The following is a 23443-nucleotide window of genomic DNA, read 5'->3' on the forward strand; positions in this document are numbered from 1 at the left end:
TTGGGGAGGTCCTTGGTATGGGGCGTTCTTAAGTCTTGGTCAGCCGTCGCTCGTTCATCACCCGCGCCTTCGCCCTCGGAGGCTTCGCCGCAGGCTATACAGCCCTCCAGGGACTGGGCCTGACATCCACCGCCTTCGCCCAGGAAGCGCCCGACCTGCCGCGCGACTTTGGCAGAGGACGCTCGGCGATCGTGCTGGGCGCCGGGATCGCGGGCCTGGTCGCCGCCTACGAACTGGAGCGCGCCGGCTTCTCCGTCACGGTCGTCGAGGCCCGAAACCGGGTGGGCGGCCGCAATTGGACCATCCGCGGCGGCGACCGCGTGGAGACGCTGGACCGCCCCAGCCAGACCGCCGGCTTCTCGCCCGGCCTCTATTTCAATGCCGGCCCCGCCCGCCTGCCCAGCCACCACCAGGGCGTCCTGTCCTACGCCAAGGCGCTGGGCGTGCCGCTAGAGGTCGAGGTCAATTCCAGCCGCAGCAGCCTGCTGCAGTCCGACGCAGCGTTCGGCGGCAGGCCTATCCAGCAGCGCCAGGCGATCAACGACCTGCGCGGCGGCCTGTCGGAACTGCTTGCCAAGGCCACGCGCGGCGGCGGCCTGGACCAGGAACTGAGCGCCTCCGACAGGGAGCGGCTGCTGGCCTTCCTCAAGACCTATGGCGACCTCGACGCCGGCGGCGCCTACAAGGGTTCGGAGCGGTCGGGCTATGTCACCGCGCCCGGCGCGGCCGATCAGAAGGGCGTGGCGCGGCCGCCGCTGGCCCTGCGAGAACTGCTGTCCGACGAGACCCTGCCCTACGCCCTGTTCGAGGAGAACATCCTCATGCAGGCCACCATGCTGGAGCCGACTGGCGGCATGGACGCCATCCCCAAGGCCTTGACCAAGGCGCTGAAGGGAGCCGTGCTGCTCGACACCGAGGTCACGGCCTTCCGCCAGAACCAGCAGACGGCCGAGGTCGCCATCCGCGACCGCAAGAGCGGCGCCGCTCGCAAGCTGACCGCCGACTACCTCGTCGTCACCGTGCCCCTGCCGATCCTGGCCAAGGTCGCCAACGACCTGCCGGGCGAGGTCCAGACCGCCATCGCCGGCGCCCGCTATGACAACGCCAGCAAGCTGGCCTTCGACGCGCCACGCTTCTGGGAGGCCGACCAGATCTACGGCGGCCTGTCGTTCGTCGGCGGCGAGACGACCCTGGTGTGGTACCCGAGCGGCGGCTTCCACCAGCCGCGCGGCCTGCTGGTCGGCGCCTATACGGTCGGCGCGGCGGCGCGGACCTTCCAGGCGCGCAGCTTCGACGACCAGGTCGCCCTCACACGCTCTGCGATCGACAAGCTGCACCCCGGCAAGGGTCGCGAGTTGTCAGCGCCGTTGGTGATCGACTGGAACCGCCAGGCCTTCAATCTCGGCCCGTGGATCCACTGGGAGGGCGACGGCAACGACCCGGCCGCCTACCGCCTGCTGAACCAGCCCCAGGGCCGGATCTTCCTGTCCGGCGCCCACCTCTCGCAACTGCCCAGCTGGCAGGAGGGCGGCGTCGCCGCAGCCCGCCGCACGGTCGGCCTGATCGCCCAGCGCGTCCGCGCCGACCGCCTCACCCTTTCCCGAACGGAGACCCGTCCATGATCCGCAAGCTCGCCTTCGCCCTTGTTCTGACCGCCGCCTTCGCGGCGGGCTCGGCAAACGCGGCCGAAATCCGCCGCGCGCCGTCGTCGGGCGCGATCGCCATCACCCCGTCGGTCGCCGTGCCGCCGGGAGCCGAGCTCGTCTTCCTCAGCGGCGCGTTGCCGACCATCGCCGACAAGGCCAAGCCCGGCACGACCGAGGAGCAGACCCGCTCGGTGCTGTCCAAGCTGGAGGCGGCGCTGAAGGCCGAGGGTCTGGGCCATGGCGACGTGGTCAAGGCCACCGTGTTCCTGGTCGGTGATCCGGCCAAGGGCGGCGAGATCGATTTTGGGGGCCTGAACAAGGCCTGGGCCGAAGCCTTCGGCACGGCCGCCCAGCCCAACAAGCCGGCGCGCAGCACGGTGAAGGTGGCGGGCCTGGTTCTGCCCGGCGCCCTGGTCGAGATCGAATTCGTCGCCGCCAAGACCCGCTGACGGGCCGCGCGACCACCGAACCCGCCGCGCGACGGGGCCGCTTCCCCGGCCGATCGCGCATCCCAACAATCTGAAGCTTTCATCGGGGGATAGGATGAAAACCCAAATTCTGGGCGCGTCGGCGCTCGCCTTGACGACGGCCCTGTGGGGCGGCTCAGCGCTCGCCGATCCGGCGCCGGAACCGGCCGCGCCGGACGTCGCCTCGGTCGAGGCGGTGATCGTCACCGGCACCCGCCAGAGCGGCGTCCGCGCCGTCGACAGCGCCGCGCCCGTGCAGGTGATCGGCGACGAGGCCCTGGCCCGCACCGGCCAGTCCGACCTGCGCCTCGCCATCAGCAACCTCGTGCCGTCATTTACGGCCCAGGCCTTCGGCGGCGACGCGGCCAACCTCACCCTTTCGGCCCGTCTGCGAGGAGTGAGCGCCAACCAGACCCTGGTGCTGATCAACGGCAAGCGCCGCCACGGCACCGCCAACCTCGCCGTGCTAGCCGGCGCCTACCAGGGCTCGGCCGCGGCCGACCTCAACTTCATCCCGACCGCTTCGATCGCCCGTATCGAGGTGCTGACCGACGGCGCGGCCGCCCAGTACGGCACCGACGCCATCGCCGGCGTCATCAACATCATCCTCAAGGACGACGACCACGGCGGCAGCGCCTCGGCGACCGGCGGCGCCTATTACGAAAGCGACGGCGAGACCTACAGCCTGTCGGCCAATGCCGGCTTCGCGCCGGCGCCCGGCGCTTACGTCAACGTCACGCTGGAAAACCGCTTCCACGACTTCAGCTTCCGGGGCGCGCCGGACGCGCGGGTGATCTCGACCTCGGCAGTCGCGGCCAATCCGGGCTGGCCGTCGGCCCTGCCCGGCTATCCGTACGTGAACCGCATCGCCGGCGACGCCCGCTATCAGATCACCGCCGGCACGGTCTCGGCCGGCTGGAAGGCCAGCGACCAGCTCGAGGCCTACGGCTTCGGAACCTACGGCGTGAAGAAGGCCACGGCCTACGAGAACTATCGCCTGCCCAACCGCCTGCCGGCGATCTACCCCAAGGGCTTCAGCCCGATGCTGGAGACGCTGGAGACCGACTACGCCCTGACCGGCGGGATCAAGGGCCAGGCCTTGGGCGGCTGGCGCTACGACCTTTCCAGCACCTACGGCCGCGACGACCATGAGGTGCGGGTGCGCAAATCGGCCAACCTGCAGCTCTATGCCGACACCGGCGCCACCCCGACCGAGTTCCACGCCGGCGACTTCGTCGCCACCCAGTGGACCAACAATCTGGACCTCAGCCGCGAGTTCGAGGTCGGCTGGGCCTCGCCGCTCACGCTGGCCCTAGGCGCCGAGCAGCGCAGCGAGACCTACCGGATCGGAGCCGGCGACGCGGCCGCGCGCTACAAGTCCGGCTCGCAGTCCTATCCGGGCTTCGCCCTCACCGACGCCGGCAAGCACAAGCGCGACAGCTGGGCGGTCTATGCCGATCTGGCCGCCTCGCCGATCGAGAACCTGAAGCTCGATTTCGCCGTCCGCCACGAGGACTTCAGCGACTTCGGCTCGGCCGACATCGCCAAGCTGACCGGCCGCTACGACTTCACCCCGGCGTTCGCTGTGCGCGGCACGGTCAGCAGCGGCTTCCGCGCGCCCACCCTGGCAGAGCTCCACTACTCGGCCACCAACGTCTCGCCGACCACCGCCTTCGTGCAGCTGCCGCCGGGCTCGGCCGGGGCCAGACTGCTGGGCCTGGACGGGCTGGATCCCGAGAAATCAACCAACCTCAGCTTCGGCATCGTCGCCGAGCCGCTGCCCCGCGTCTCGCTGACCATCGACGCCTACCAGATCAAGATCGAGGACCGCATCGTCGGCAGCGGCGCGCTGTACGGCAAGATCGGCGGCGCAGTGGTCAATGCGGCCATCACCAACGCCATCACGGCCAACGGCAACGTGCTCGACCCCACCGTGGGAACAACGGGCATCAACCTGTTCTCCAATGGCCTGGACACCCGCACGCGCGGCGTCGAGATCCTGGCCACCACCTGGACCGATCTCGGCGACCTGGGGAAGATCGACTGGACCCTGGGCGTCAATGTCAACCAGACCAAGGTGACCCGCATCGCCGCCCCGCCCTCGGGCCTGGGCAGCGCGGTGCTCTACGACCGGGCGGCGATCGCGTTCCTCGAACACGCCTCGCCGCGCTACAAGGCCAACCTGACGGGGCTCTACGTCAAGGACCGCTGGACGGTCAGCCTGACCAACACGCTCTATGGCCCCGCTTGGGCCTACACCAACGTCAACGGGACCTACTTCAAGGACCGCATCAAGTCGCACCTGATCACCGACCTGGAGCTGACCTACGCGGTCACCGACGCGGTGAAAGCCTCGATCGGGGCCAACAACCTGTTCGACATCTATCCAGAGAACCTGAACCCGGCGGGCACGGCCGCCTCGATCGCCGCCGGAAATCCGGGCGTGGCGCTCTATCCCAGCTTCTCGCCGTTCGGGATCAACGGCGGCTATTACTACGCCCGCGTGACCTACAGCTTCTGACGGCGCGGGACCTCTGGAGCGATCCGGAGGTCCCGTCCGGATCAGCGATAGCGGTAGAACTTCACCCGCTGGATCTGGAACTGATCGGGCGACAGGCGGATGTGCCGGCCCTGATGGGTCTGGTCGCCATTGAGCAGGCGGCCGGCGACCCAGCGTCCCTGGGCGTCGAACACGCCCTCCTCGGCCTTGTCGATGCCGGCCAGCGGCGGTCCCTTGCCGGCGCCGGCGAAGGTCACGACGATCCCACGTCCGGCGATCAGGTACTCCTCGGGCCCCGTCTGGACGATCAACCCGCCATGGGTGGCGGACTTCTGCACGGCCTTCGGGGTCCAGGGATCGATGAACCCGACCTCGAAGCGATAGTCGCCCATCACCTGGCTGACCGGTGCGTCCTGCACGGTCCCGTCCTCGAGCACCCTGGGCTTGAAGCCGGCCATCTTCCCCTTGCCCTGGGCGGCCAGCAGCACGGGCGTCAGTTGGCGCAGGACATCGTAAGCGTCGGCGATCGCCTTGTGCTCTTCGGCGTTGACGCTCTCGATGGCGAAGGGCGAGAAGCCCAGGGCGTCCAGCTTGCCGAAGGCGTAGAAGGCGTTGGCCGAGGTCTCGGGCGCGCTGGCGTTGTTGGCCTCGGGCACGAACAGCGCGTTGTCGGGCCGCACGAACCGCGCGGCGAGATCGCTGAAGTTCGGGAAGTAGATGTCGGGCGACAGCAGATCCAGGCTCGGCGCGCCCGCCTTCCAGACATCGAGCAGGTGCGGCAGCGGGCCGCCGCTGGGATACTCCCCGGGCTTCTTGCCCGTGCGGTTCAGGGCGGCGTTGACGTACATCGGCAACGAATAGGCCGCCTTGCCGGCGACGGTGACGGCCTCGGTGTAGCGAGCGTAGGACCAGGCGGTGAACACCTCCTGCCCGGCCTCGTCGGCGCCGAACACGGCGGCCCAGGTTCCGCTGTCCTTGCTTCCGTTGCGCTTCCAGAGCTCGCGCAGCTCGGGCTCAATCGCCTCTCCGCCTGTCTTCAGCTTCCTGATCAGGGCCGGCGGAACCTGGCCGCCATAGGCCGCATCGGCGGTGGCGCCATGCTCGCGGGCCGACGGCAGCATGCCGATCTCGTTCTCGACCTGAACCATCAGGACGGTGTTGCGCTCGCCGTCGACCTTCTTCAGGTGGGCCAACAGCGCGGCATAGGCCCTGGCGTCGGCGGCGCGGGTGTTGTCGGAGAACGCCGACAGGATCTCGACCGTCGAGCCGTCCTGCGCCCTCACGCGCGGGAACCGCCCCTGGTCGCGCTTCACCCAGGCCGGGACGTAGGTCGACATGCTGTTCTTCCAGGCCCCGAACCACAGCAGGACGAGCTTCATGTCCTGGGCCCGGGCGTCCGCCAGCAGGTCGTCGACGCTGGAGAAGTCGTAGACGCCCTCCTTGGGCTCGATCAGTTCCCAAGAGACCGGCGCCAGCACGGTGTTGAGGTTCATCGCCTTCAGGCGCGGCCAGTGTCTCGCCATGTAGGCGCGGCTGGAAGCGCTGGAATTGCCCAGCTCCCCGCCCAGGATCAGCATCGGCTTGCCGTCGACGACCAGCCGGGCAGAGGTTCCGTGCTTTTCGAGACGCGGGATTTCCGCGGTCGCCACGTTTGCCGTGAGCAGGGCCGCAATCGCGACGCTCGCACCGAGCCAGGCGCCGAAAGCTCTCATCCCCAAACCTCCCGAACCCCACGCTTGCGCGCTTGTTACCGCTAGCATTCGCGGGATCGGGGGCTATTTGTCAAACTGGAAGTCATACCAATTCGACAAATGGTCGGACCAATCAGGCCGACACGCTTCTGGCCGCGCGGGCGGCGGCGCCCAGAAGGCCGGTCCTTTCGAGATAGAGGTCGTGCGGCGGCATCCCGGCCACCCGCTCGTTGATCGCGGCCCGGATGCGGCCCAGGCGCGAACGCAGCTCCTCGGACGAGATGGCGTCGGCGACGGCGTGGTAATCGCCGGGCACGAGTCCCTGCCCCAGCAATATGGCGAACCAGTTGGTCTCCTTGAAGAGCTCCTTCTGGTCGATCAGCACCTCGCCGCGCGTGCGGAACACCTCCAGCCGCTGGGCCAGGCTGTCGGGCGGGACCATGTCGCGGCACCAGCGCCAGAACGGCGTGTCGTCGCGCTCGCCGACCTTGTAGTGGGCGATGATGAAGTCGCGGACCTGCTCGTACTCCAGCGCCATCTCGCGATTGAACTTGTCGACCACGACGGGATCGAAGCCCGTCTTCGGAAACAGCGTCAGCAGCTTGGCTATGGCGGCCTGGATCAGGTGGATGCTGGTCGACTCCAACGGTTCCAGGAAGCCGCTCGACAGGCCGATGGCTAGGACATTGCCGATCCAGCTCTTGCGGCGGCGACCGGCGGTGAACTTCAGGACCTTCGCGTCGGCCAGGGCCGCGCCGTCCAGCCGCTCGCCGAGCCTGCGCACGGCCTCGTCCTCGCTGATGAAGGCGTCGCAGAACACATAGCCGTTGCCGCTGCGATGCTGCAGCGGGATCCGCCATTGCCAGCCGGCCTCGCGCGCCGTGGCCCGCGTATAGGGGGTCAGCTGGCCGGCCCGTTCGCAGGGCATGGCGGCGGCGCGGTTGCAGGGCAGCCAGCGGCTCCAGTCGTCATAGCCCGCGCCCATCGTCTCCTCGATGAGCAGACCGCGGAAGCCCGAGCAGTCGACGAAGAAGTCGCCGCCGATCGTCCTGCCGTCGTCCAGCACCAGCCGCGCGACATGACCGCTTTCGCCGTCCCGCTCGACGCCGGCGATCTTGCCCTCGATACGGACCACGCCCCGAGCCTCGGCATAGCGGCGCAGGAAGGCCGCATAGAGCGCTGCGTCGAACTGGAAGGCGTAATTGATCTTGGGCAGGTTCGGGGCCGGCGGCGTGCGCATGAACCGCCCGGTCGCCGCCGCCAGGGTCTCGGCGTTGAAGCCGTCGTGGTTGCGGTCGCCGCTCTCGCGCGCCCAGCGCAGCCAGAAGTGCTGGAAGCCCACCCCGTCCATGTCCGCGCCGTAAAGGCCGAACGGGTGGAAGTAGCTGTGCCCCAGCCGCCGCCAGTCGACGAACTCGATACCCAGCTTGAAGGTGGCGTTGGTCTCGCGGATGAAGACGTCCTCATCCAGCCCCAGCACCTTGTTGAACAGCAGGATCATCGGGATGGTCGCCTCGCCCACCCCCACGGTTCCGATCTGCTCTGACTCTACGAGGGTGATCGAGTAGCGGTGCGTCCCGACCGTCTGGGCCAGCGCCGCGGCGGTCATCCAGCCGGCCGTGCCGCCCCCGACGACGACGACGTTGCGGATAGCCTCGCTCACGTGAACCGCAGGGGCGCGGGAGCCTGCGCGGCGGGCCGCTGGGTCATCGCCGCCAGTCTGGCCTCCAGCGGACGCATCCGCCCGACATCGGCGGCGATACGGCCCAGGATCTTCTGGAAAATCTGGATCTGCTCGCCCTCGCTGACGCCCTCGGCCAGGGGATCGTGGGCCTGCGGAATAACGCCGTGACCGATCAGGCAGGCCGCCCAGTTGGCGGGCTGGAAGGCCTCGTCCTCGCGGGTCGGTACGACGCCGCGGGCGCCGAACAGTTGCAGCTTGTAGGCTAGGTCGGCCGGCGGCGCGGCGCGTCGGGCGGCTTCCCACGGCGCGCCGCTGCGGCGGTTCAGATGATAGTGCATGGCCTGGAAGTCGCGCAGGCTGCGGCCGTGCGCCGCCATGGCCGCGCCAAAGGTTCGAGCCTCCGGACCGCCGCCGACATCGGCCGGGAACAGCGTCACCAGATGAGACAGCCCGGCCTGCAAGGCATGCATGGGCGCGGCGTCGGAGGGGTCCAGCGCGATCGCCGCGGCGCCCAGCGCCACGCAGTTGCCGATCCAGGGCTGCGTCTGCATGCCCGGCTTCAGGACCAGCGCCTCGCCCGACCGCCAGCCCAGGGGCGAAATGCTCTCCGCCCGGCGGACCATGCCTTGCCCGTCGGCGACCTTGGAGTCGTAGACCGCCAGGCCCGCCGTACGGTCCTGCAACGGATAGAGCCCCACCCAGCCGCCCTCGACGGCCTCGATATGGGCGTAGGCCGGCAAGGTGTTCAGGCGCTTCCCGGCCATAGGCAGCACCCGGTCGAACGGCAGCCAGGCGTCCCAAGGCTCGAAACGCGCGCCGGGCATCTGGCCGATCAGCGCGCCGTCGCCGACATCGACGAACAGGTCGCCGGCCACCACCGCGCCGCCTTCAACGATCACGGCCTCGATCCGTTCGCCCGAACGCCCGACATCGGCCACCGCGCCCTGCTCGACACTGACGCCGTCCACCAGAGCCCGCTGCCGCAGCAGCGCGGCGTAGGCCACGGCGTCGACATGCAGGCCGACGCCGGGCGAGGACAGCCGGCCGGGGTCATCGCCCTCGACGATCCGTCCCTGCTTGGCGGCGGCCGCCCCCAGCGAGAAATCCTCCAGGGCGGTCTTCAGACCACGCCGGCGCGCCAGCACCCAGTGGTGGACGAAGTCGACATAGTCCACCGAATGGCCGTGGGTGTCGTAGGGGTGCAGGAAGGCCGAGCCATCGCCCGCAAAGCCGGCGAACCGCTGGCCCAGGGACGGAACGGCGCCGCAACGGCGCGCCAGCTCGACGTCCGACAGGCCGAGCAGTTGATGCAGGTTGCCGACGGCCGGCAGGCCCGCGTGGGACAGGCCCGGCGTCGGCGGCGCGGTCTCGACGGCTCGCACCACGAGCCCCCCGGCCCCGAAGGCCTTCCGCAGGGCCAGGGCCGTCAACCACAGCGGCGCGCCGGCGCCGACCACCACGACGGTTTGCACGGTCCGGCTCATGCCACCACCTCCGCGAGCGGACGAGGAATGGCGCAATGGCTGGCGACGAAGTCGGCGTGGGTCGGCATGGCCGGAACCCGCCTGGCGATCGCCGCCCGCTGGCGCTCCATCTCGGCCAGAGCCTGCGGCAGCGGCACGTTGTCGACCATCCGGTCGTAGCCGCCCGGCAGAACGCCCTGCCCCAGCAGCACCGAGATCCAGCTGGGCAGCGCGAACAGGCCGTCGTGATAGTTGGGCGCCACGCCGCGATGGCGGAACAGCTCCAGCTTGTGCGCGAGGCTCTCGGGGATCTCCATCTCGCGGCAGTGCTTCCAGAGCTCGCCGTCGGTGCGGGTATTGGCGTGGTAGTGCAGGATCAGGAAGTCGCGCACGCGGTCGTATTCCATGTCGACCCGGCGATTGAATTCTTCGACCAGAGCCGGCTCGACCCGCTTGCCGGGGAACAGCTTGAGCAGGTTCATGACCGCGATCTGGATCAGGTAGATGCTGGTCGACTCCAGCGGCTCCAGGAAGCCGCTGGCCAGGCCCGCGGCCATGACGTTGCGCGTCCAGGAAGCGGTGCGGCGGCCAGCCTTGAAGCGGATCTGACGCGGCTCGGCCAGGGCTTCGCCGTCGAGATTGGCCATCAGGGTGGCGGCGGCCTCGTCGTCGCTGATGTAGCGGCTGGAATAGACGTAACCGTTGCCGGTGCGGTGCTGCAGCGGGATGCGCCACTGCCAGCCGGCCTCGCGGGCGGTCGAGCGGGTGAAGGGCGTGAAGCGGCCGGCGCGGGCGCAGGGCACGGCCCAGGCTCGGTCGCAGGGCAGCCAGTCGGTCCACTCCTCGAACGGGCTGTCCAGGGTCTGGCCGATCAGCAGGCCGCGAAAGCCCGTGCAGTCGACGAAGAAGTCGCCCCTGATCACCTCGCCCGAAGCCAGGGAAATCGAGGCCACGTCGCCCGACAGCGGATCGCGCGTGACCTCGACGACCTTGCCCTCTGTGCGCTTCAGGCCCCTGCCCTCGGCAACCTTGCGCAGGTACTTCGCATAGAGGCTGGCGTCGAAGTGATAGGCGTAGCTGTAGGTGGAATCGATCTTGTCGGGATCGGGATTGGGAAACTCGAAGCGGTCGTCCCGCGCCGCGGCGATGGCGTAGGAGAACTGCTCGATGTCGAGATCGTGCCCAGCCAGCCGGGCCCTGTTCCAGTGGTGGTGAAAGCCCGCGCCGCCGATGGCCGCGCCGTGCACCCCGAACGGATGGTGGTAGGACGAGCCCTTGAAGCCCCAATCGAGGAACTCGATGCCGAGTTTGAACGTGCCGTTCGTCTCGCGCATCATCTCGACCTCGTCGATGCCGACGAAGCGGTTGTAGTCGCGCATGGCGGGGATCGTGGCCTCGCCGACGCCGACCGTGGCGATCTCGTCGGACTCCACCAGCCGCACCCGCGCCTGATGCGGACGCAGGCCGCTGACCAGCGCCGTACCGACCATCCAGCCGGCCGTACCGCCGCCGACGATGACGATATCCAGGGGCGCGCTTGTTTCCATGCCGCCGTTTCCACCCGTTTCCGGGCTCCGCTCAGCCGGGCCCGTCTTCTTGTGACGAAGGGGCGGACCGACGGCCCGCCCCTTCTCCAGATCGATCAGTACTTGAACCGGAACGTCAACAGGTAACGCTTGTCGGTGCGGTTCCAGGCGTTGTCCTTCAGGAGGCCGCCGGCGGAAGCATCAGTGACCTGCTGCTTGAGCACGGACTCGGTGTTCAGCAGGTTGCTGCCCTGCAGGCTGATCTCCAGGTTGTCGCTGGCCCGGTAGCGGATCGAGGCGTCCAGATAACCGGCGTCGTCCTGCCAGATCGGGAAGGCCAGGCAGCAGTCCATGGCGGTCAGCAGGTACTTCGAACGCCAGTTGTAGGCCGCCCGCATGGCCCAGCGGCCTTTCTCGTACATGCCCACGAGGTTGTAGGCGTACTTCGAAAGCCCTTCGAGCGAGTCGACCTGCACCGCCCCGTCGGCCTGGCTGAGGCCGCCGCCGCTGGTGTTGGAGCCGCCGCCGCCCGAGGCGTTGCTCAGGTTGCTGTTGGTGATGCCCTTGTTCTCGACATAGGTGAAGTTGGCCTGGATCCCGAGGCCGTCGAACGGCGCGGGCAGGAAGTCGAAGTAGCGCTGGTAGGCGACCTCGGCCCCGCGGATCTTGGCGCCGTCGCCATTGACCGGACCACGGGTCAGGACGGTGCGCGTGACGCCGTTGACCGTGACGTCCTGATTGAAGCCGCCGTACTGAATGTAGTCGTTGAACTTCTTGTAGAAGACCGCCAGCGAGAACGACCCGACATCGGCGAAGTAGTGCTCGAGGCTGATGTCGAACTGGTCGGCCGTCATCGGCTTCAGGTACGGATTATAGGACTCCGCCGTGTAGCGGATGTTGGCGCCGGTGATGTTGCCCGCGCTGTCCTTGATCCACAGCGGGTCATTGACGTTGTTCAGGTCGGGCGCGCCCATGTTCACCTGAACATAGTTCTTCAGGTAGCCGATGTCGGGGCGCGACATGGCCCGCGACGCAGCAAAGCGCAGCTGCCATTCGTCATTGAGGTCGATGCGCAGGTTGAAGCTGGGCAGGACGTTGTGGTGCTTCTGGCGCACCACGCTCGCCGTGGCCAGGCCGTCCGTGAAGGCCTTGTCGTCGGCCGACAGGTAGCACCACAGGGTCTGGGGCACATAGGCCCCGGTGACGGGCAGGCCGTCGGGGCCGAGCGGCCGTCCACGCGGCTGGCACGAGCGCGGCGCGGTCTTCAGGAAGTCGGCGTGGATCAGCGAGCCGGCGCTCTCATTGGTGGTCTCGACATAACGCAGGCCGATGTTGCCGCTGATCCCGAAGCCGCCGATCGTGTGATCCCGGCCTCCGAATTTCAGCATGAAGTAGGCCGCGTTGGTCTTTTCGGAGATGTCGGCGATTTCCTGCGGCAGGAAGCAGTTGGTCTCGCCGGGGCGATAGCAGACGGCCTCCCAGCGCGACGAACCCACGCCGGTGTTGGAGTAGCCGAAGGCCTTCTGGAATTTCTCCAGGTCCTTGACGAAGTCCATGCTGGCGAAGGTCAGCATGCCGGTCTTCAGCACATCGCCGCCGAAGACATCGTTGAACGCCCGGACGTCCGGCAGATTGCGGTCCCAGCCGCTGAAGGTGGTGGTCGCGGTGCCGGTCGAGCAGTCGCCGTTGACGTTGGCGGCCGGCGCGGTGCGGTCGACATTGTACCAGAGGTAGTCGGTGCTGTTGACGCCGCCGCCGCCCTGGTCGCAGCCCCAGGCGTTGGCGATGCCGCCCCAGTTATAGACGCTCCAGCGCACCGTCTGCTCGCGATCGGCATGGCGCGCGCCCACCTTCAGCGAGTCCAGCCAGCCGTCGCCCAGGTCGTACTGCACGTCGATCCGCGCGGCGAACTGGTCGCCCTCGCTGCGCTCGAGGTGGTTGTTGACGTTGTTGAAGCGCCAGGCGTTCGGGTTGGCCAGGCCGCCCGGGGCATAGTTGATGTTGGTGCCCGGAAGCACCGTCATGACCGGATGGTCGCCCGTCGCGTCGATATTGAGGTTGGCGTAGGACACCAGGCCGACGTCGGCGTCGTAGTTCGACAGCTTGGCCTTCACCTTCTGGACGTCGAAGTTGACGCGCAGGCGATCGGTCGGATCCCACTTCAGATTGAAGGCCAGATCCTGGGTGGTCTGCTTGTTGTAGTTGTAGCGCGTGGTCGCCGACAGTTCGCCGCCGCGCTGCTCGGGCGCGCAGTCGGTCCGGCCGGTCCAGCCATAGCAGGGCTCGATGACCGGCTGGCCAGTCGAGGTCTGACCGATCAGATAGCCCGCCCAGTCGTTGCTGGCCGAGGTGGTGTTGCCGACCCAGCCCAAGGGCGAGGTCATGATCCCGCTTTCGAAATTGCCCTCGTCGTCGAACTTGAAGGTCGTGCCCGGCGCCGGCAGCACATAGGTGCTCGCGTCCGCGTTGGTGACCTCGAAGTGCGGACCGCGGTTGTAGAGGCTGAAGGCGCTGCCCTGCACCGAGCGCTCGTGCCAGACGTTCTCGTAGCTCGACTTGTTGAACTGCACCGTGGCCAGGAACTTCTGGTCGTTGTCGCGCCACTGGCCGGCGGCGGCGACGCCGTTGCGGGTGCGGTCGAACTCGGTGTGGGCCAGGCGATACCAGGCGGGAATGTACTTCGTCCCGCCACCGAACATCGTGACGTCCTTGAAGATGCCCATGCGGCCGAACTGTGAGCTTTCCGAGATGGTGTTCAGCTCCGAATGGGCGCCGTTCACCATCAGGCCGAACTCGCCGATCTCCGTGTCCCAGCGATTGGCGTAGATGGCCGAGATCTCGGGCGTAACCTGTTCCGACAGGTTGCCGTAGTTCAGCGAGGTGGTGATGCCGATCACCCTGCCAGCGCTGTCGAACGGCAGACGGGTCTTCAGGTCGACCGTGCCGGCGATGCCGCCTTCGATCAGTTCGGCGGTCTGGTTCTTATAGGTGTCGACCCCGCCCATCAGTTCGGGCGAGATGTCGCCCCACGACAGGCCACGCGAGGAGTTGGCGCTGAAGGTGTCGCGGCCGTTGAATTCCGAGCGGACCTGCGAAAGGCCCCGCACGATCACGCCCGACGGTTCGGCCGAGAAGTGGGTGGTGTCGCTGGTCGAGGCGTAGCGGTTGACCGTGATGCCCGGCACGCGCTGCAGCGCCTCGGCGACCGACTTGTCGGGGAACGAGCCGATGTCGCTGGCGGTGATGGAATCGACGATGGTGTCGGCGCTGCGCTTGATCTGCTGGGCCGATTTCAGCGCCGCGCGCTGACCGGTGACGATCACCGTCTCGACCTCGTTGTCGGCGATCACATCCGACGGCGATGCCTGCGAAGCGGCCGGCGCCGTCGACATCGCCTCCTGGGCCAAGGCCGGCGCCGCGCTCAACAAGGCCGCGACCGATGCGCAGCCCATCCATCCAGCCATGCGGATACGCGTGGTCTTCATAGGTCGTCCCCTCCCAAGGCCGCGCGCGTTGGCGCAGCCCCTTCAAGTGTCCGGAACAGGCGCTCCGGAGATGAGCGGTCGTGCCGCCGATTGTACGGGAAGCCTTGGCCAGGCAGTTCCTGGCGTCGCGCTTCCTCCCGTCGCACCCGTCTCGACGCGGGCGCTTGTTGTTTCATAACCGTAGCAAACGCCGGTACGCCAGCATTTTATAAAATTATTTTGTTTAATCTTGGAGCCTTGCCAACCGCTGTTGCGTGGCGGACACAATCGCCCTCCTGTACGCCCCGTTCGAAGGGTGACGACCTTCGATGGGAGGGCTGCAATTGAAGGAAATCCGCGAATCCACGGCGGCGTCGCCGGAGGCGCTGAGCGCCTTGACGGCCGCCGCCGAGCCGGTGGTGATCCGAGGCCTCGTTTCCCACTGGCCCGTGGTTTCGGCCGGCCGCGCCGGTCATGCGGCGCTGTTCGACTACGTCTCACGGTTCGACGCCGGACACTCGGTCTCTACCGTGTTCGCGCCGGCCGAGGCCGGCGGGCGGTTCTTCTACGACCATGATCTCGCGGGCATGAACTTCAAGGGCGGCCGGGCCCGGCTGAGGAAGACCTTCGATTTCCTCGCCGAACACGCCGGCGACGCCGAGCAGACCGCCCTGGCGGCCCAATCGGTTCCGACCTGGAACGCCCTGCCCGGCTTCGCCGAGGCCAATCCCCTGCCCCTGCTCGGCCCCGAGGTCGAACCGCGGGTCTGGGTGGGCAACCGCGTGATCGTCGCCGCCCACCACGATCCGTTCGAGAACATCGCCTGCGTGGTGGCCGGCCGACGCCGCTTCACCCTGTTCCCGCCCGCCCAGGTCGAGAACCTCTACATGGGTCCGTTCGAACGCACCCCGGCCGGGGCGACCATCAGCCTGGTCTCGTTCGAGGACCCCGATCTCGACCGTTTCCCCCGGTTCGCCCAGGCGCTGGAGACCGCCCAGACGGTCGAGCTGGAGCCCGGCGACGCGATCTACATCCCGTACCTCTGGTGGCATCACGTGCGTTCGCTGGAGACCGTGAACATGCTGGTGAACTACTGGTGGACGCCGCCCAACCAGGGGCGGGGCCTGGCCCGCGACGCCTTCATGCACGCCATGCTGACCCTGCGCGCCCTGCCGCCGGCCCACCGCCAGGCCTGGAAGGCGATGTTCGACCACTATGTCTTCCGCACCGAGGGCGACGCCAACGAGCATCTACCTCAACAGGCGCGCGGCATCCTCGGCGACCTCGACGAAGGCGCGGCCAGGGAGCTGCTGACCATCCTCTCGCGGGTGCTGGCCGAGTCCGCCGCCGCCAAGCGCAGCTAGCGGCAGCCGGAAAAGACCCGCGAACGGCGACTGGTCTGGCGCACGCCGCCGGGCCCGTCGAAGAACCGCCGCCCCCAAGGCGTCAGCCGGCGGCCATCGAACCGCTCGACAAGGTCGAGATCGGCCACCTCGGGCGCGTTGCCCGACCATGACCAGCCCAGATAGCCGACGCCCATCGCGCCGGAGAGCCGGAAAATCGCCTCTTCGTCGACCGGCTCGCCCCGATGGTCGGGCCCGAACTCGCCGATGATCAGCGGCAGGCGGGCCGCCTCGAAGGCCTTGAGATAGGCCTCGACGGTCCGCGCTTCGCCATAGGCCTCGTACATGTGGACGTCGAAGACCAGGTTGCGCAGCGGATCGGCGGCGAAGAGGCCGGCGGCGTTGTCGCGCATGGTTCCGGACCGGTCCTGGCCATAGTCGTGGGCGTCGATCACCAAAGTGTGGCGCAGGCCAAGCGCGCGCAGGGCGACGACCGCAGTTCGATGGGCTTCCAGCCATTGCGTCGGCGTCGTGACACCCGCCGTCGGTTCGTTGCCGATATTGATCAGCACGAAGTTCTCGTGGCCCCGCAGCACCGGCGCCAGCCGCGCCCAGTAGGCCACGGCCGAGCCGATATGCGCCGCTTGCGGCTCCAGGCCGTAGCCGGTGGTGTCGTGCACCTCCAGGATCACGACCTGTCCGGCGCGGCGGGCCTGGGAGAGGATCCGGCGTACGGCGACCCGCCCGGTGCGTCGCCAGCGCGTCCCGTCGCTCAGCACCACGCGGACGGTGTTGGAGCCCATGGCCGCCGACTCGCGGATGGACCGGCCCGTGGCGGCGCGCTTCCAGGCATGGGGCAGGTTCACGCCCCTGGCCACGAAGGTTGCTCCGCAGGCGTCGACCAGCTTTCCGTCCTGCACCGAAAACCCGGCGAAGGCCGGCGCGGCGTGAAGAACACAGACCAGAGCCAGCCCCGCAGCCAGCTTCCGCGCGACGCTTATCTCCATCAACGGCTCCCACCCCATGGCCCACGACCCTGGCGTTGGCGCCCAAGCCGCGCAAGGATAAAAGAAAGCAATTTTCATTATTCAACGGCGCGCCATGTCGGATCGTCGACACCGGCCTTTCGCGCCCCGCGTCGCAGGTGCTAAGCCAGGGCATAGATGAGCCAGTCGCCCAAAAGTCCCGCCCGCAAGACCTCGCAAGCCGGTCCGAGCCTGTCCGGCACGAATCTGGAGCGGGCTGGCGACTACAACCAGCGGGTCACCCTCCAGTCGATCCGGATCGGCGGCGCCAAGACCAAGCCCGAGATCGCGGCCCTGACCGGCCTGACCGTGCCGGCCATCACCAACATCACCAAGCGCCTGCTGGACGACGGCCTGATCGTCGAGGCCGGCAAGCTGCACGGCGGACGCGGCCAGCCGGCCATGACCCTGGCGGTCAATCCCGACGGCTGCTTCTCGATCGGTCTCAACATCGACCGCGACCACGTCACCATCCTGCTGCTCGACTTCGCCGGCCAGGTGCGGGCGCGCTCGACCTGGGAAGTGGCCTTCGCCGGCCCCGACGCGGTGGCCGAGTTCTTCGAGACCAACTGGAAGACCTTCCTGAAGACCAAGGGCGTCGAGGCCGAGCGGATCATCGGCGTGGGCGTGGCCATGCCCGACGACATGGCCCGCGTCGACCTGCCCCATCGCCCGGCCGAGTACGGCGCGTGGAACACCACCGACGTGCGCGAACTGCTGTCGCGCCGCCACGACCTGCCGGTGACCGTCGAGAACGACGCCGCCGCCGCCGCGCTGGGTGAACTGCATTTCGGCCACGGCATGAACGCGCCCAGCTTCTTCTACGTGCTGGTCACCTCGGGCCTGGGCGGCGGCCTCGTAGTCGAGGGCGAATATTTCCGAGGCGCCCAGGGCCGAAGCGGCGAGTTGGGCTTCCTGCCGGTGACCTCGCCGCGCATCGACGTCGCCACCCTGCAAGAGGCCGTGTCGCTATCGGCCCTGGCCCAGTTCCTGGAAAACAACGGCTTCGCCATCGCCGCGCCCGGCGACCTGGAAGCCTTGCCGCAGAAGGGCCTGGACGCCGTCGAGGCCTGGATCGACCTGGCGGCGGACCTGCTGACCGGACCGACCGTGGCGATCAGCTGCCTGATCAACCCGCAGGCCGTCTATATCGGCGGACGCCTGCCCGAGAGCCTGGTCGACCGCCTGGCCGGCGCCCTCGAAACCAAGCTCGCGGGCGTTCCGGGCGTGCCCACCCTGGCGCCGGTGCAACGCGCGGCGCTGGCCGCCGACGCGCCGGCCATGGGCGCAGCCATCCTGCCGATCATCGAACGCCTGCTGCCCTCGCGCGCGGCCTTGCAGAAGACCTGATCCATGACTGTCGAGATCGACGACCGCCTCGCCGCCGCCGCCTTCCGCCGCCTGGTCGAGCACCTGCGCATGCGCACCGACGCTCAGAACGTCGACCTGATGGGCCTGGCCGGCTTCTGCCGCAACTGCCTGGCCGACTGGGTCGAGGAAGCTTCCGAGGGCGCACTCGACAAGGACCAGGCCCGCGAGGCCATCTACGGCATGCCGCAGTCCGAGTGGAAGGCCCGCCACCAGGCGCCGGCTTCCCCCGAGCAGCTTGCGCGGATGGAGGCCAGCGTGGCGCTGAACAAGCAGTTGCGCGGCGAGCGCGACTAGCGCACCGCCGCCGTCCGAGGCGTCACGTTCCAGCCGCGCAGGGCGACCTTCGCCGCCTTACCCGCCTTCACCGGATAGCGGATCTCCACCGTCCGCGTCTCACCCGGCAGCAGCGAGACGTAGTTGTCGGAATAGTAGGCAGGCAGAATCCGGACGCCCTTCGCGTCGACAAGGGTCAGCTTGGCGTTCAACGCCGGCGCAGAGCCGGTGTTGACCAGTTCAACCGTCACCATGGCCTCACCGTCGGCGACCTCGCCGCTCCTGGCCGCCAGCGCCACCGGCTGGGCCGGCATATCCGCCAGCCGTCGCTCGCCAGCGTCGTCGGCGCCGATCCAGTAGAGATTACGCGACAGCACCGCGCCGTCGGCGCCCGTCAGATCGAGCCGCACCACGGCCGCCTCCCCGCCCTTCAGTCCTAGATCCGGCGTCCCGCGAGGCGTCACGGCGTTGGCGGCTGCATCGACCAACTGCGTCTGGTCGGACAGCACCTTGCCCGACAGATCGAGCACCCGCGTTCTCAACTTCGCCCCCACCACAGGCGCGTTCGTGTTGTTGATCACCGCCAGGGCGTGGTCGGCCAGGCTCATCTGCGCATGGACCGGCTCTGCGGCCGCCTTGGTTCCGTAGAAGGCCCCGTGAGTGTCGTAGTCGTGGCTGAGGATCTGCCACATGGTCGAGGGCCAGGCCGGCTGGGTCATCCACAGCAGGCGACCCGACGACTTCGTCCAGAGCTCCTGGTTCATGCCCTCGAAGATCGCCCGGTGCGTCTCGTAGTTCATCAGTTGGGCCTTGCGCTCGAAATCCTCGAGGCTGGTCGGCGCGCCCAGCTTGGCGGCCATGGCGTCGGTGAAGCTCTTGGTCGCGCCGTTACCGGTGGGATGCCAGTCGTGGTAGGCCCACGTGTCGCTGATCGGCCAGCGATCGGGCGCGGGCACGGCGGCCGAGAACGCCTCCAAGGTCGGGAACGACGGGGTGCCGACCTCGACCGAGAAGCCCTTGGCGTGCTCGGTGAAATAGGTCTCGGGCTCACGATAGTTGTAGGGCCCGCTGTTCTGCAGGTTCACGCGGTTGGAGCTGCCAGTGTACCAGCGCGTGCCGTCCAGGTCGTGGACCAGAGCCTCCAGCCCCTCGTTGAGGATCGGGTGCGGCACGCCCTCGTTGCGCCCGAACCAGAGCACGATCGAGGGGTGGTTGCGGTAGCGCTGGATGACGTCGGCGGCGTTCTTCAGGAACAGCGGCACGTCCTGGGGCTCAAGCTGATAGTCCTGGGTCGAGGCCCAGAAGTCGTTGAGCACCAGCAGGCCGTACTCGTCGGCCAGGTCGTAGAACGGCTCCTCGGTGTTCTGGCCCACCCAGTTGCGGATGGTGTTGAGCCCCGCCTCCTTGTGCAGGCGGAAATAGGGCTCCAGGCGCTCGCGCTCGATACGCTTGCGCCAGTCGTCCGTGCCCCAGTTGCCGCCGCGCGCGGCGATCTTCACGCCATTGACCTTGAGCACCAAGTGCGGCGCGAGGCCCGTCTCGGGCACGTCACGTACCGCCGGCGAGGTCTCGCCCTGCGCCGTCAGCGAAGTCGCCCAGCCGTCGACCACCTTGCGGATGCCCTCGTGACTACCGTCGGTGACGTCCTGACCCAGCTGCCGGGCCTTGCTGAAATCGACCTCCACCCGGCGCAGATGGCCGGTCGGGTTCATCAGAGAAAGCTCGTAGGTCACCTGGCGGATGCCGAACCGCAGGCGCTTCTCGTCCGAGGCCTGGCCGTCGACCGAGGCGGTCAAGGTCAGGTCGTGCAGGGCCTGCTCGCCATAGCCGTTAGGCCACCAGAGTTTGGGGTTGGCCACGGCCAGTTGCGGAAACTCGGCCGGCGTCAGGCGCACGGTCGAAGCCCCGGGCGGGACGGCAGCCGTCTTGCTGACCCTGACGCCGTCGAAAGCGGCCGTCACCGTGGCCTGGACAGGTCGGTCAGACAGGTTTTCGACCGGAGCCAGGATCTCGATTTCGGCCAGGCTGTTGTCGGGCTTGCCGGCCATTGGGGGCAGCGTCGTGACCACCTGCGGGTCGCCCAGGCGCGCGTCGCCCGAGGCCTCCAGCACCACGTCCTGCCACAGGCCGGTGTTACGGTCGCGGACGCTGGGGATCCAATCCCAGCCCTCGCTGGCGACAAAGGTCGGGCCGTCCAGGGCCATCATGCCGCCGTTCTCGCCGACGCCGGCGGTCAGCGACTCCTCGTGCGCCAGCCCTGGATGCGACGGTGGCGAAACCTTCACGGCCAGCACGTTGCCGGTCGGCTTCAGCTTGCCCGCCACGTCAAAGCGGCCGCGCACGAAGGCGCCCTTCATGTCGCCCAGCTTCTCGCCGTTCAGCCACACCTCGGCGGCGTAGTTCACGCCCTTGAAGGTCAGGCGCGGGCGCTTGCCGGCCACTGCGGCGGGCGCATCGAAGGTCGTGCGATACCACCAGGCCTGCCTGTTCAGGCTTTCCGGGATGGCGGTGTTGTTGAGGCCGTAGTCGGGGTCGGGATAGATGCCGCGATCGACCAGGGTTGTGAGGACGGTGCCCGGCACGGTGGCGGCGTGCCAGCCCTTGGCGTCGAAGCCGGCCGACGACACCACCGCGCCGTCGCCTGCGACCTTGGGCGCTTCGACCAGGCTCCAGCGCTTCAGCGTCCACGCGCTGGGGCCGGCCTCGACCAGGGCGGGGCCGGCATAGGGCGGCTTGGCGACGGGCGCCGAGATCGCGCCCTTGCCCTGAGGCCGGGTCCAAGCCTCCTGCGGGGTCACTTGTCCGGCCTGCTGTCGCACCTGCACCGGCCAGGTCGGACTGCCGGTCTCGAACACCGTCAGCGGATCGGGCCTTGCGGTGGCCCGGGCGCGGACCTCTTCGGCCGACAGGGCGCGGGCCTCGGCGCGGAAGCCGGCCACCTGCCCGGCGAAGGGCGCGAAGCCGGCCGCCTTGCGCGGTCCCAGGGCGACGACGGCCGGCGTGGCCACTACGGGCGCGCCGCCCTGCCCGGCCCGCTCGCCATCGACATATAGGGTCACCCTCGAGCCATCGGAGACTGCGGCGACGAAGCGCCAGTCGCCGGGCCTGGGCGCAGTTCCGCCGTTGGTCTGCGCACCGGCTGCAACGGCGGCGAAGCCGGCCGGCCCAACCGCGAGGAAGCGGCCGCTGGCGGCGTCGCCGACCCCGGCGACCAAGGCTTGGCCGGCCGGCGGTCCGGAGACCCTGATCCAAGCCGACAGCGTCCAGGGCGCGCCGGCCGGCAAGGTCTGTCCTTCGGCGGCTCCCGCCAGCGGACGCGACAAGCCGTCGCCTCCCGCCGGAAACTCGGCATTGTACGGCCCCCAGGTCTGGGCGACGGCGACGGAGGCCAGCAGGGCCATCGCGCAGCCGGCCAGCGAGGCCAGCCTATGGGCGGACATCACGCGGATCGTCATTTCCGTTTCCTCCTCCGCTCGCGGCTTGGTCGCCGCTTGTCTGTGTGTTTCTAGGGCCGGGTCAGGTACCGGCAGGCCGGCTCGCCGCCCCGTTCCACCCTGGGTCCGTCAGGGCCAAAGAACAGGCGCAGGCCCGAACCATCCTCGGCCGGCCATGGCGGCTGTCCGGGCGCATCGGGATCGCCGGTGCTGGCGAAGGCGGCCCAATAGGCCTGCATAGGCGGCCGCCCGTCGGCGGGCCGGTCGAAGACATTGGTCAGTTCCGAGCCGTGACCGACGCTCGCCTGCCCTGGCGGCGCCACCGCCAGTTCGTAGCGCCAGACCTTGCCCCCGGCCCGCTGGCGCAGGGCCGCGACCGAGGCGGCCGGACAGCGGAACATGCGGTCGGTGGCCAATTGCAGCACCGCGTCGCCGCGCAGCGGATCAGCGGCAGGCGGCGGATCATGGTCCAGGCCATAGAGCGCCAGCACCCGCCGCGCCCGCTTCCCAAGGGTCTGTCGCACCCACGCCCTCGCCGCCTGCGGCTTTCCGCCGAACAGGGCGATCTCCCGTGCGCTGGAGCCGACGATCATCGGCTTGAGATCGGGGCCGGCCAGCAGGACCTCGGGGACCTCGGGCAGCACGGCGCCGTCGACCACGGCCTGGGTCCAGATGAACCCCTGGTCGTCGATCGGCGCCCTCAGGTGCTCGGCCGCCTCGAGCAGATCAGGCCCGGAAACTCGGCGCAGATCGGCCAGCGAACGCGCCCCCACGCCCTTGGCCAGGCTGAGGCCAATCGCCTCGTTCTGCTTCAGGCTGCGCGGCGCGAAGCCGAAGCCCGGCATGCCGCTCTGCATTATGCCCCGGGCGAAGAGGCCCCTGGCCTGGGGGCTGAGCATGACCAGGCCCACGTCCTGCCCGCCCGCCGAGTGCCCGAACAGGGTGACGTTCTCGGGATTTCCGCCGAACGCGGCGATGTTGTCCCGCACCCAGCGCAGGGCCGCGATGATGTCCATCAGGGCATAGTTACCCGAGGCGCCGCCCTGCTCCCTTGTCAGGTCCGGATGCGACAGAAACCCGAAGACGCCCAGGCGGTACTGCACGCTGACCAGGATCACGCCCTGGTCCACCAGCGACGCTTCCACCGTGCCCGCGCCGGAGCCCGCATGGTTGGCGCCGCCATGCACCCAGACCATGACCGGCAGCCGCGCTCCGGGCGCATGCCTGGGCGATCGGACGTCGAGATAGAGGCAATCCTCGCTGGAGCGCGCGGCGTCGGTGGCGTTCCAGCCGCGCGAGGTCTGAAGACAGGCCGGACCTGACTTCAGCGCCGGACGCTCACCGCTCCAGGACGCCGGCGGCTGCGGCGGCTTCCAGCGCAGGTCTCCGACCGACGGACGAGCGAAGGGGACGCCGAGAAACGCCTCGCTGCCGTCGCCCCGCCGCTCGCCGACCAGATCGCCGGACCGTGTGGCGACGCGCGCGGGCTCGGCGACGGCGGCGCCCGCCAGCGCTGTCAGTACGGCGGTGACGAGGAGGCACGCCCGCCGCATGGC

The 23443-nt window shown here is 68.9% G+C and carries 14 protein-coding genes; 6 read left to right on the forward strand and 8 right to left on the reverse strand.

What is annotated here, in order from left to right:
• Positions 1-35 precede the first annotated feature (35 nt).
• The 3 genes from P7A99_RS22970 to P7A99_RS22980 all read left to right on the forward strand — a co-directional run bounded on the left by P7A99_RS22970 (position 36) and on the right by P7A99_RS22980 (position 4634).
• Positions 36-1622, forward strand: a complete 1587-nt coding sequence (locus P7A99_RS22970; RefSeq protein WP_277796046.1) for a flavin monoamine oxidase family protein — start codon at positions 36-38, stop codon at positions 1620-1622.
• On the forward strand, positions 1619-2095 hold the full coding sequence (locus P7A99_RS22975) for a Rid family hydrolase (RefSeq protein WP_277796047.1): 477 nt from the start codon (positions 1619-1621) through the stop codon (positions 2093-2095). Before P7A99_RS22970 ends, P7A99_RS22975 begins: the two co-directional genes overlap by 4 nt.
• Positions 2096-2189: 94 nt before the next feature.
• The gene (locus tag P7A99_RS22980; RefSeq protein ID WP_277796048.1) at positions 2190-4634 is read left to right on the forward strand and encodes a TonB-dependent receptor plug domain-containing protein; all 2445 of its coding nucleotides are present in this window, start codon (positions 2190-2192) and stop codon (positions 4632-4634) included.
• A 41-nt stretch (positions 4635-4675) separates the two neighbouring features.
• Here P7A99_RS22980 and P7A99_RS22985 read toward each other — a convergent pair whose 3' ends face one another.
• The 5 genes from P7A99_RS22985 to P7A99_RS23005 all read right to left on the reverse strand — a co-directional run bounded on the left by P7A99_RS22985 (position 4676) and on the right by P7A99_RS23005 (position 14462).
• Positions 4676-6325 carry a DUF5597 domain-containing protein gene (locus P7A99_RS22985; protein ID WP_277796049.1) on the reverse strand — a complete coding sequence of 550 codons (1650 nt, stop codon included), beginning with the start codon at positions 6323-6325 and terminating at the stop codon, positions 4676-4678.
• 112 nt (positions 6326-6437) lie between these two features.
• Positions 6438-7967: a tryptophan halogenase family protein gene (locus P7A99_RS22990; RefSeq protein ID WP_277796050.1), complete on the reverse strand. Its 1530-nt coding sequence runs from the start codon at positions 7965-7967 to the stop codon at positions 6438-6440.
• A complete protein-coding gene (locus P7A99_RS22995) occupies positions 7964-9472 on the reverse strand; it encodes a tryptophan 7-halogenase (protein ID WP_277796051.1) in 1509 nt (502 codons plus the stop codon). The genes P7A99_RS22990 and P7A99_RS22995 overlap by 4 nt, the downstream gene beginning before the upstream one ends.
• Positions 9469-10998, reverse strand: coding sequence for a tryptophan halogenase family protein (locus P7A99_RS23000; protein WP_277796052.1), 1530 nt, complete (start codon positions 10996-10998; stop codon positions 9469-9471). The genes P7A99_RS22995 and P7A99_RS23000 overlap by 4 nt, the downstream gene beginning before the upstream one ends.
• A 95-nt stretch (positions 10999-11093) precedes the next feature.
• Entirely contained in the window at positions 11094-14462 is a 3369-nt protein-coding gene (locus P7A99_RS23005; protein WP_277796053.1) for a TonB-dependent receptor, read from the reverse strand.
• 323 nt (positions 14463-14785) lie between these two features.
• Here P7A99_RS23005 and P7A99_RS23010 point away from each other — a divergent pair, with 323 nt between their 5' ends.
• Complete coding sequence (locus tag P7A99_RS23010) at positions 14786-15805, forward strand: cupin-like domain-containing protein (protein ID WP_277796054.1); 1020 nt, start codon at positions 14786-14788, stop codon at positions 15803-15805.
• Here P7A99_RS23010 and P7A99_RS23015 read toward each other — a convergent pair.
• Entirely contained in the window at positions 15802-16791 is a 990-nt protein-coding gene (locus tag P7A99_RS23015) for a glycoside hydrolase family 5 protein (RefSeq protein WP_277796055.1), read from the reverse strand. The genes P7A99_RS23010 and P7A99_RS23015 overlap by 4 nt on opposite strands.
• 156 nt (positions 16792-16947) lie before the next feature.
• Between P7A99_RS23015 and P7A99_RS23020 the strand changes: the two genes are divergently transcribed.
• Entirely contained in the window at positions 16948-18159 is a 1212-nt protein-coding gene (locus P7A99_RS23020; protein WP_277796056.1) for an ROK family transcriptional regulator, read from the forward strand.
• Positions 18160-18162: 3 nt separating this feature from the next.
• Positions 18163-18474: a DUF1244 domain-containing protein gene (locus P7A99_RS23025; RefSeq protein WP_277796057.1), complete on the forward strand. Its 312-nt coding sequence runs from the start codon at positions 18163-18165 to the stop codon at positions 18472-18474.
• Here P7A99_RS23025 and P7A99_RS23030 read toward each other — a convergent pair.
• Entirely contained in the window at positions 18471-21908 is a 3438-nt protein-coding gene (locus tag P7A99_RS23030; RefSeq protein ID WP_277796058.1) for a glycosyl hydrolase 2 galactose-binding domain-containing protein, read from the reverse strand. The two genes, P7A99_RS23025 and P7A99_RS23030, sit on opposite strands and share 4 nt — an antisense overlap.
• A gap of 50 nt (positions 21909-21958) precedes the next feature.
• On the reverse strand, positions 21959-23440 hold the full coding sequence (locus P7A99_RS23035) for a carboxylesterase/lipase family protein (RefSeq protein WP_277796059.1): 1482 nt from the start codon (positions 23438-23440) through the stop codon (positions 21959-21961).
• Between the last annotated feature and the right edge of the window lie 3 nt (positions 23441-23443).

This window comes from Caulobacter endophyticus (assembly GCF_029543245.1).
Lineage (GTDB): Bacteria > Pseudomonadota > Alphaproteobacteria > Caulobacterales > Caulobacteraceae > Caulobacter > Caulobacter endophyticus_A.